Origin of the sequence: Spirillospora sp. NPDC047418 (genome assembly GCF_040643275.1) — a bacterium.
Lineage (GTDB): Bacteria > Actinomycetota > Actinomycetes > Streptosporangiales > Streptosporangiaceae > Spirillospora.
Window position 1 is genome coordinate 25,879 of the sequence record NZ_JBEYTW010000091.1, and the last position, 10,180, is coordinate 36,058.

Annotated in this window: 8 protein-coding genes; 6 read left to right on the top strand and 2 right to left on the bottom strand. The window is 75.6% G+C overall.

Annotated elements, in window-relative coordinates:
• The first annotated feature begins 31 nt into the window (after positions 1-31).
• The 3 genes from dut to ABZ806_RS36315 all read left to right on the top strand — a co-directional run bounded on the left by dut (position 32) and on the right by ABZ806_RS36315 (position 1,613).
• Positions 32-523, top strand: coding sequence for a dUTP diphosphatase (gene dut / locus ABZ806_RS36305; protein ID WP_500222520.1), 492 nt, complete (start codon positions 32-34; stop codon positions 521-523).
• A gap of 3 nt (positions 524-526) precedes the next feature.
• A complete protein-coding gene (locus ABZ806_RS36310; RefSeq protein ID WP_500222523.1) occupies positions 527-1,339 on the top strand; it encodes a DUF3710 domain-containing protein in 813 nt (270 codons plus the stop codon).
• Between the two features lie 172 nt (positions 1,340-1,511).
• Positions 1,512-1,613, top strand: a complete 102-nt coding sequence (locus ABZ806_RS36315; RefSeq protein ID WP_481726293.1) for a hypothetical protein — start codon at positions 1,512-1,514, stop codon at positions 1,611-1,613.
• Between the two features lie 7 nt (positions 1,614-1,620).
• On the opposite strand, the gene ABZ806_RS36320 is transcribed toward ABZ806_RS36315, so the two are convergent.
• A complete protein-coding gene (locus ABZ806_RS36320) occupies positions 1,621-2,322 on the bottom strand; it encodes a PIG-L deacetylase family protein (protein ID WP_500222528.1) in 702 nt (233 codons plus the stop codon).
• 52 nt (positions 2,323-2,374) lie between these two features.
• On the opposite strand from ABZ806_RS36320, the gene ABZ806_RS36325 reads away from it, so the two are divergent.
• The gene (locus ABZ806_RS36325) at positions 2,375-6,433 is read left to right on the top strand and encodes a HEAT repeat domain-containing protein (RefSeq protein ID WP_500222531.1); all 4,059 of its coding nucleotides are present in this window, start codon (positions 2,375-2,377) and stop codon (positions 6,431-6,433) included.
• On the opposite strand, the gene ABZ806_RS36330 is transcribed toward ABZ806_RS36325, so the two are convergent.
• Positions 6,387-7,667, bottom strand: coding sequence for an ArsB/NhaD family transporter (locus ABZ806_RS36330; RefSeq protein WP_500222534.1), 1,281 nt, complete (start codon positions 7,665-7,667; stop codon positions 6,387-6,389). The genes ABZ806_RS36325 and ABZ806_RS36330 overlap by 47 nt on opposite strands.
• Positions 7,668-7,898: 231 nt before the next feature.
• On the opposite strand from ABZ806_RS36330, the gene ABZ806_RS36335 reads away from it, so the two are divergent.
• Both ABZ806_RS36335 and ABZ806_RS36340 read left to right on the top strand, forming a co-directional pair.
• A complete protein-coding gene (locus ABZ806_RS36335) occupies positions 7,899-8,687 on the top strand; it encodes an ABC transporter ATP-binding protein (protein WP_500222538.1) in 789 nt (262 codons plus the stop codon).
• Between the two features lie 2 nt (positions 8,688-8,689).
• Entirely contained in the window at positions 8,690-10,048 is a 1,359-nt protein-coding gene (locus ABZ806_RS36340) for an FtsX-like permease family protein (RefSeq protein WP_500222543.1), read from the top strand.
• Positions 10,049-10,180: the final 132 nt, after the last annotated feature.

The window sequence follows — 10,180 nt, forward strand, 5'->3', positions numbered from 1 at the left end:
TCTCCGGCTGGTCTGCGTTGAGGTGGAGCCCGTGAGCAAGGTCGATGTGCTGATCCGGCGGCTGGACGCCGAACTGCCGCTGCCCGCGTACGCGCACGCGGGGGACGCGGGCGCCGATCTGGTCGCGGCCGTGGACGTCGAACTGCCGCCCGGGGAGCGCGCCGTCGTCCCGACCGGGATCGCGATCGCGCTGCCGGACGGCTACGCCGCTTTCATTCACCCCAGGTCCGGATTGGGCGCTAGGTTGGGAGTGACCATCGTCAACGCACCCGGTACGGTCGACGCCGGCTATCGGGGTGAGATCAAGGTGACCCTGCTGAACACCGACCCCCGCGCCACGGTGAGACTGCGGCGCGGAGACCGCATTGCGCAGATGGTCGTGCAGCGGGTCGAGCGCGCGGTGTTCCATGAGGTCGCCGCCCTTCCCGGAGCGGCGCGCGGAACCGACGGCTTCGGTTCCACGGGCGGATTCGGCGCCGAGCGCGTATCCGGGGACAATGAGCACAGTCGAGAAGGAGTGTGAGTCGTGGCTTTTGGACGTCGCCGGCAGGCCGAGGAGCCCGAGAAGGGGCCCGAGGCGACCGAGGAGCCGGTGGAGAACGCCGACGAGGCTCCCGCCGAGGCGGAGCCGGCCATGGGCGGTCCCTGGGACTCCGAGGACTCCGTCCCCGAACTGCAGCGGCTCGACTTCGGGTCCCTCCAGGTGCCGGTGGCGCCGGGGCTGGGTTTCCAGGTGAACTTCGAGGCCACCCAGGTGGACGAGGAGGGCAACCCGCTCGACGGGCGGCCGGTCGCCGTGCTGGTGCAGTACGAGGAGAGCGCCATGCAGCTCCAGGTGTTCGCCGCGCCCAAGCGCAGCGGCATCTGGGACGACGTGCGCCGGGAGACCGCCAAGGACATCACCGAGGAGGCGCAGGGCCAGACCCAGGAGGGCGAGGGGCCGTTCGGTCCCGAGCTGCTGGCGATGGTCCCGGCGGCGCTGACCGAGGAGGTCCTCGCGGAGATGCCGCAGGAGGTCCGCGAGCAGATCCCGGCCGAGTTCGTCGAGCAGGGCTGGGCGCCGCAGATCATCCGCTTCCTCGGCGTGGACGGCCCCCGCTGGTTCCTGCAGGCCGTGGTGCAGGGCGCCGCGATCGAGGACGAGGAGCAGTGGCAGGTCCTGGAGGACGTGCTGCGCGGCGTGGTCGTCGTCCGCGGCGACGCCCCGATGCCGCCCCGCGACCTGCTGGAGCTGCAGATCCCCAAGGAGTTCAGCGAGGCCGGGCAGGACGAGGACGAGGAGGCCGTGGAGACCTTCGACCCGTTCGAGCGCGGCCCGGAGATCACCGAGGTCCGCTGACCCGCGGCCGAGCGCCGGCGCGGGAGCGGGACGGCGCGCACTTCCGGAGGGGCCGGGGCCCGGAGGGATGCCGAGCCGGGCCGCCGCCCGCCCGTACCGCACGCCTTTTCGGGCGTGCGGATGGGCGGGTTTCGCCTTCCGGCGCCCCGGCCGATCCTTGCCTTGACCGCCCGTGCGGGTGGTCAATCGGGACATGTCGAAGAAGACGCGCAAACGCCGGGCCCGCAAGCGGGGCAAGCACAACAAGGGCAAGCGGCCCAACGCCCGCCACTGACCGGCGGCTAGCCGCCGATCATCTCGAACGGCATCGCGTGCTCGACGCCGGCGGCCCGCCCGGCCTGTTCGGCGATGCCGGTGAGGAACTCCGCGGCGTCGAAGTCCGCGCCGAGGTTCCCGAAGTACACCTGGTGGGCGAGCAGCGAGTCGATGCCCGCCTGCAGGTGCCCGGTGACGTCCACGTAGTGGGCGGCCTGCGGCGACCCGTTGAACAGCGCGAACCGGACGCCCTGCCAGGGTTCGATGTCGAGGTCGCGGAACACCCACCGGTTGGCGGCGTCCCTGATCGCGTCCGCGACGGCGAGCCCGAGGACGCGGTGGTCGGCCATGTTGAACCCGCCGCCGGGGAAGCTCTCCCGGTAGCTGACCGACAGCACCACGTCGGGCCGGTGCCACCGGATCGCGCCCGCGAGCGCGCGCCGCAGCGGCAGGCCGTACTCGAGCATCCCGTCCGGCATGTCGAGGAACTCGACGGTCTCGACGCCGACGCGCCGCGCGGCCTCGATCTGCTCGGCGCTGCGGATCCGGCGGACCTCGTCCGGGTCCATCGAGTCGATCCCGGCCTCGCCGCGGGTGGCGAGGACCTCCGTCACCGTCTTGCCCTGCGCGGTCCACTTGGCGATCGCCGTCGAGCACCCGTACTCCAGGTCGTCCGGGTGCGCCACGATCGCCAGGGCCCGGTCCCAGTCCTCCGGTACCTCGTCCATGCCCCCCATCCTCGCCGATCACCGGCGCGATCCGAAGCCTAGAATCGGCTCCATGCCCGCCGCGCCGCCCCCGGTCCCCGTCCGGCTCGACCGGCTGCGGGCCGAGATCATCGGCCGTCCGGCCGCCGTCCGGGAGGCGCCGGCCGGAGAACCGCTCTACCAGGCGGTGCGCCGGATCGGCGCGCTCGATCTCGACGACCCGGAAGGGCTCGTCCGCCACCTCGCGGGACGTCCCGACGCGGTGCTGCGGGCCGAGGCGTTCCGGATCGCCCGGGAGGCGCTGCGGGCGGGACTGCTCCCGGCCGCCGCCGCGCGGACGATCATCGAAGGGCTCGCCGTCGACGTCCCGGACGCGCTGAGCGAGCTCGCCGGTCCATGGGCGGTGCTCGACCCGCTGCCGCACGAGCGGATGCGCCGCCTCCTGGAGGCCGGGCCCGCCGGTGCCGCGATCGAGGTCGCCGCCCGGCACGGCCATCGCGACCTCCTCGCCGGCGTCGCCGCCGACCCCGGGCGGGCGCCCGCGCTGCGGCGGCGCTCCCTGGAGCTTCTCGGCGATCTCGCCGCCCGCGAGGACGTGGGCGAGGTCCTGGCGATCGCCGCCGGGGACCCGCTCCTGCTCGCGGGCCCCGCCGTCACCTGCCTCGGCGGCCTGCACCGGCGCGGCCACTTCCCGGCGGGACGGGACGTCCCGGCCATCGTCGGCCTCGCCCTCGCCGACCACGGCGTCCCCGCGGAGGATCTCGCCGTCGTCCTCTACCCCCGCAGGCACGAGGCGCTGCGGGAGCTGGCGGCCGGGGACGGGGACCCGCGGCGGCGCCTGGAGCTGCTGATCGCGCTCGACGAGCAGGGCGCCCCCGACCTCGGGATCGGCGATGTCGTCACCGGCCTGGCGCGCCGCGCCGACGACCCGGCGCCGTTCCTGCGGGCGATCCGCCGGCTCCGGCCGGCGGCGGCGGAGGAGACCGTCCTGGCACTGCTGCCCCGCTCGCCGCGGGAGGCCCTCGGCGCCCTCGAAGCCGTGGGCGGCGTCCGGACGGTCGCGGTCCTGCGCGCCGGGCTCGGCCTGGACGGCGGCGACGGCGCCCCGCACCTCAGGCCGTTCCGGCACCGGGCCTGCGAGCTCCTCTGGCACCTCAACGGCGACCCCGGGCTGCGGCGGACGCTGCTGGAGCGCCTGGATCCGCGCGACCTGCCCCGGCGGATCGCGGACGACCTCGGCGGGCCCGACGCGCGGGAACTCGCGCTGCTGCGCGCGAACCCGGACCCGGGCGACCCGGCCGCCGCTCTGCACAGGCTGGCCGGGAACGGGGACGCCGCGACCCTGCCCGCCATCGCCGACCTCCTGCTCCGCGTCGCGTCGGAGCAGGGCGCGCCGGTCCCGGACGAGATCCTCGCGGCCATCGGCGGCCTGGGCGGCCGGCTGTCGCGGCGCGGCGCCCTCCGGCCGCACTGCCTGCTGGACGCCGCCGACCCGGCGGAGGCCGGGAACGCCCTGGTCGCGGACCTGGCCCTCGGGCTGCTGGATCGTCCGGGGCTCGGGCCGGCCGAGCGGGCGGCGCTGCTGGACGTAGTGCGCCGGGCCCCGCACCGCCGGACGCGGGCGCGCGTGCACCGCCTGCTGCGGGACCGCGACCGGCATGTCCGCGCGGGGGCGATCGCGATCCTCGCCCTGGACGGGCGGGACGCGCGGGCCCTGTCGGCGAGCCTGATCCCCCTCCTGGCCGCCGGCGACGTCCAGACCGTCCGGCAGGCGATCATCGCGCTGGCCGGGGCCGGTGCGGACTGGGCCGCCCCGGCGATCGCGACGTGCCTCGACCACCCGAACATGAACGTCAAGAAGGCGGCGGCGTCGGCCCTCGCGCGGGCGGGCGCGCCGGGGGCCGTCCCGAAGCTGCTGTTCTGGCTCGGCCACCATGACAATCCGGGCCTGCGCGAGGCGATCAGCGAGGCGCTGCGGGCGATCCTCGGGGACGCGTTCCCCGCGACCGTCCTCGCGGCGGCGGACCGGGCCGCCGACCCCTCCCCGCTGCTGCGGGCCCTGGACGGACGGCTCGACGAGCGCGCGGCCGCCGCCCTGGCCCGGCGCGGCGTCACGGTCCGGCCGCGCAGACCGCTGCGTGCCTCCGGCGTGGACGCCCTGCTCGACGGCGGCTGGGACGACGAGACCGCGCGCGGCGTCGTGCGGGCCTTCGGCCGCGAGCCCGGCCCGCTGCCGTACTGGCGGCTCCGTCCGCTGCTGGTCCGCTGGCTGGACCTCGCGGCCACCGATCCCGGCGCGCTGCGCCTGGTCACGGAGATCTGCCGGCCGCCCTGCCCGGATGCGGAACTGGAGGTCCTCGCCCGGTCCGCCGGAACCCTGGTGGACGGCCTCGCGGCCGCCGGCGACCACGACCGGCTGCTCGTGCTGCTGGCGGGCGCGATTCCCCGGCTCGGGCGCGCCGAGCGGCTGGAGGTCGCCGGGCGGGCGCGCCTACGGGGACTCGGCCGGGCGGGGCTCGTCGTGCTGCGCCTGTGCGGGGTCCCGCCGGCGCGTGACGACATCGAGCGTGCGCTGGCCGTCGCGCGGCACGGAGGAGACCCGGGGCCGGACCAGGAGGCCGTCCTGCGCGAGGTGTTCGGGCAGGAACCGATCGAGGCCTCCGCCCCGTTCCGGGAGGAACTGGAGCACCTGGTCCGTGACGCCGGCTCCCTGAGCGCGGCGCGGGACCGCGCGCAGGCGCCGTCGCGTGCGGTGCTCGACGCGCTGATCAGCGTCTTCCCGCAGGCCTCGCCCGGCGCCCGCGGCCCGCTTCTCGACTGGATGCTGGAGTTGCAGCCGCCCGGCGCCCCGCCCTGGACGATCGCCGAGGAGGCCCGCCGTCCCGCCCCGGACGTCCGGACGCCCCGCCCCGGCGACCTGGATCAGCCCCGTTCCGGTGACCAGCGGCGGCGGCTCCTGGCGATGCTGGGCGACGCGCGGGGGGAGCGGCGGGAGACGGCGGCCCGCGTCCTGCTCGGCTGGCCCGAACCGGAGGCCGGGCTCGCGGTGCTCAAGGCCTTCCTGTACGGCCGGGCCGACCTCCCCATCACTCCCGGCCTGGTGAACGCGCTCGGCGACGCGGCCGAAGCCGACCTGGCCGGACTCGACGAGGCGGGAGGCGGCGAGAGCCGCGCGAGGTTCGCGCGCCTGGCCGCCCGGCTCGATCCCGACCGCCTGGACCGGTTCGTCCCCCGCCTCCTGTCCGCCTGGGAGCACGGCGACGCCGCCGCGGCGGAAGCGGCCGGTGGCGCGCTGCGCGGGGCGTCGGCCGACGTCGTCGCCGAGGCCGTCTCAGGGCGCCTCGCCGCCGGCGCCCGGGGGCTGCTCGACCTCGTGGCAGGCAGGCCGGTGCTGCGCACCCCCGAACTGGTCCGGGCGCTGCGGCGGCTCCGCGACGAGGGCCGCGACGACCTCGCCGCGAAACTCGTCCTGGTGGAGGGGCCGCTCCGCGGGCCGGAGGCGGCCGCGCGGGACGAGGAGGCGCTGAACGCCCTCCGCGAGCGTCCGGCCGGAACGGCCGGCGAACCGTCTCGCGCGGAGCTGTTCCGCCGGGCCCGCGACGGCGGGGCGAAGGCGGCCAAGGACGCGCTCAGCCGGCTCGCCGAACGCCACGAGGAGGCGGGCGCCGGCGCCGACCCCGAACTGGCGGACCTGCTCGCGGCGCTGATCGTCCGTCCCGAGACGAAGGTGCGGCTGCACGCGCACCGCGTGTCGCGGCGGGTGCTGGACCGGTCCGCCTACCTCGACCAGACGGTCCGGCTGCTGGACGATCCGGAGCCCGCCGTGGTCCGCTCGGCCGCCAGAACGCTCGGGCACGCCGCCTGGCGGCCCGCGGTCCCCGGCCTGGTCGGGCTGCTCGCGCATCCTCGCGACACCGTCCGCGCGGCCGCCGCGGACGGGCTGGCCCTGGTCGGCGCGGCGGCGGTCCCCGCGCTGCGGCACGCCGAGGGCCGCGCCCGCCCCGACCGCAGGCACCGCTACACCGCTGTTCTGGAGCGGATCGACGCGGCCGACGCCGGAGCCGCCGGTAGGGCCGCAGGCGGCTCTACAGGTAGCGGAGCCAGAGGTACGGCGTGGAGAGCGCGACCGTGACGAAGGTGACGACCAGGCCGTAGCGGGTGAAGCGCCAGAAGCTGATCGGGGTGCCGTTGCGGGCGGCGATGCCGAGCACGACGACGTTGGCGCTGGCGCCGATGGCGGTGGCGTTGCCGCCGAGGTCGGCGCCGAGGGCGAGCGCCCACCACAGGACGTGCCCGTCGCCGCCGGGGTGCTGCTGGACGAGGTCGGCGACGATCGGGCTCATCGTCGCGACGTAGGGGATGTTGTCCACGATCGCCGACAGCGCGGCGGACGCCCACAGCAGCAGCATCGCGGCGACGCCGAGCCGGCCCTCGGTGGCGTCGGCGGCGGCCTTGGAGACGTCCCCGATGACGCCGGTCTCGACGAGCCCGCCCACCATGACGAACAGGCCGGCGAAGAACACCAGCGTGGGCCATTCGACCTCGCTGAGCGCCTCCTCGGTCGTCACCTTGGTCGCAGCGACGAGCAGCCCGGCGCCGAGCAGCGCGACCACCGACGGCTCGTAGTGCAGGACGGGGTGGAGCACGAACGCCGCGATCACGATGGCGAGGACGCCGAGGCCCTGCGCGAGCAGCCGCCGGTCGGTGATGGCCTCGCGCTCCTCCAGCTCCATGACCTCGGCGGCGAGATCGGGGTCGTAGTGGAACGCGGAGCGGAACAGCCAGCGGCAGAGCAGGCAGAACACGACGACCAGCGCCACGATCAGCGGCGCCAGGTTCACCAGGAAGTCGTTGAACGACAGCCCGCCCCGGCTCGCGATGATGATGTTGGGAGGGTCGCCGACGAGCGTCGCGGTCCCGCCGATGTTGGACGCCATCACCTCGGCGATCAGGTACGGCTCCGGCGCCAGCGCGAGCCGCTCGCAGACGAGGAACGTCACCGGTGCGACCAGCAGGACGGTGGTGACGTTGTCCAGCAGCGCGGACGCCGACGCCGTCAGCACGATCAGCATCACCATCAGCCGGTAGGGGCGCCCCCGCGCGCGCTTGGCGGCCCAGATCGCCACGTACTCGAACACTCCCGTGCGCCGCAGCACCGAGACGATCACCATCATCCCGAGCAGCAGGAAGATGACGTTCCAGTCGATCCCGGACTCGGAGGAGAAGAAGGCGCCGTCCGCGTCGGTGATGTGCAGCAGGAGCATCAGGCCCGCGCCGCCGAGCGCCACCGCCGTCCGGTGCACCTTCTCCGACGCGATCAGGACGTACGCGCAGACGAAGACGATGATGGCGGCGATCGCCTGCACGGGGCCTCCCGGTCGGCATGCGGATGACGGGACCTGCCGACCAGACTTCCCGGCGCACCGGGGGCGACTCTAGTCCGCTCCCGGGGTTCCAGGTCAAGATCGTAACCAGGCGATGGTGGGGTTTTGCCTACCCCGATGGGCGTGCTGGACCCATCCTCGGCGGCGCCCGCCGTCCGTAGTTTCGTTCCCGAGGCGCCCCGCGAGGGGGCGCCGGGCGGAGGCTAGGACGGAATGAACGGACGTAAGGGACCCGCCCCGGCGGCGAGCGAGGCACTCCGGCTCGACGGGGTGCGCAGGGTCTACGGCGCGGAGGGCAACCGGGTGGTGGCGCTGGACGGCGTGTCGCTGTCGCTGCCCGCCGGGTCGTTCACCGCGGTGATGGGCCCGTCCGGGTCGGGCAAGAGCACGCTGCTGCAGTGCGCGGCGGGCCTGGACCGCCCCACCGGTGGCCGGGTCTTCGTGGACGGCGCCGAGTTGACCGGCGGCGGCGAGACCGCGCTGACCAAGTTCCGCAGGCAGCGGATCGGCTTCATCTTCCAGCAGTTCAACCTGCTCCCCACCCTGGACGTCCTGCAGAACACGGTGCTGCCGCTGAAGCTCGCGGGACGCAGGGTGGACCGCGCGGAGGCGCGGGCGGTGCTGGAGCGGGTGGGGCTCGGCGACCGGCTCGGCCACCTGCCGGCGGAACTGTCCGGCGGGCAGCAGCAGCGGGTGGCGATCGCGCGGGCGCTGGTCACCCGGCCCCGGGTGGTGTTCGCCGACGAGCCGACCGGCGCGCTGGACACCCGCAGCGCCCGCGACGTGCTGGAGCTGCTCCGCGAGTCGGTGCGCGGGTCCGGGCAGACGGTGGTGATGGTCACCCACGACCCGGTCGCCGCGTCGTTCGCCGGCTCCGTCCTGTACCTGGCGGACGGGCGGATCGTCGGCCACCAGACCGCGCCGACGGCCGAGAGCGTCGCGGAGCGGATGACGCACCTGGCCGACGAGGTCGAGCGGCAGCGCGCGATGGCGGGGGCGTGATCATGTTCGGCTTGGCACTGCGCTCCCTGCGCAAGCGCGCGAGCGCGTTCACCGCGAGCTTCCTCGCGATGCTCCTCGGCGCGACCATGATCATGGGGTTCGCCTCGATGCTCGACACGGCCGAGGCGAGCGGCGCGACCGGGACGGCCCGCGAGACCCTCACCACGATGGCGACCGTCGTCGGCGGCTGGGGGCTGCTGCTGGTGGTCTTCGCGGTCGCCTCGACGCTGACCCTGTCGGTCCGGCAGCGGGCGGCGGAGATCGCGCTGCTGAAGAGCGTCGGCGCCACTCCCGGGCAGCTCGCCCGGATGATCGTCGGCGAGGCGGCGGGGCTGGCCGTGGCGGCGGCGCTGCTCGCGATCGTGCCCGCGATCGCGGCCGGCCGGGCGCTGCTCGGGCTGCTGCACGACACCGGGCAGGTCCCGGCGGAGATCGGCTACAGCTTCGGGCCGGTCGCTCTGTCGATGGGGATCGGCGTCACGCTGGTGTCCGCGGTCGCCGCCGCGCTGATCACCGCCCGCCGGGCCGTCCGCGTCCGGGCGGCCGATTCGATGGCGGCCGCCGCCACCGACGACGCGCGGCTGAGCAGGAAGCGGATCGTGTTCGCGGCCGTGTTCCTGCTGCTCGCCGCGACCGAGGCGGTCGTCACGGTCACGGTGATGGACGGCAAGGGCAGCGATGCGATGGCGACGTCCGGGCAGGCCGACATCTTCGCCGCGATCGGGCTGGCGCTGCTGGCACCGGCGATCATGCGCCGGGTGACGGCCCTCGCCGCCGGGCCGCTGCGGGCGCTCGGCGGCGCGGCCGGCGACCTCGCGGCGTCCACGATGAGCCGCCGGACGGGCGCCCTCGCCGCCGCGGTGACGCCGGTGATCCTGTTCTTCGGGACGGCCGTCGGCACGCTGTACCTGCAGGCCACCGAGAACGCGGCGATGGACGCGGCCGGCCTGGCCAAGACGGCCGAGCAGAAGAACATCGAGACGCTCAACTTCGTGGTCATCGGCATGGTGGTGCTGTTCACCGCGATCATGCTGGTCAACACGCTGATCGCGGCGACCGCGCACCGCCGCCGCGAGTTCGGGCAGACCCGGCTCGCCGGCGCCACCCCGCGCCAGGTGCTCGGCGCGGTGGCGCTGGAGTCGGCGGTGCTGACCGTCACCGGCGTCCTCGTCGGCACGGTCGCGTCGGTCTTCACGATCGTGCCGTTCGTCCTCGCCCGGCGCGACTCGCCCGTCCCGGACGGGAACGTGTGGACCTACCTCGCGGTCGCCGCGCTCGCCGCCGTCCTGACCGGCGCGACGGCCTACGCCGCGACACGCCGCACGATCCGCGTCCCGGCCGTGGAGGCGGCCCTCCGCTGACGGCGCCCCGCGGACGGCGTCCGCCCCCGCGCGGGCCCCGGGGGGGGGGGGGGGCGCGCGCCCCGGCGGCGAGCGGCGCCGCCCCCCCCCCGCCGCCCCGGCGGGGCATGGTGGGGGGGGCCGCCGGGGCGG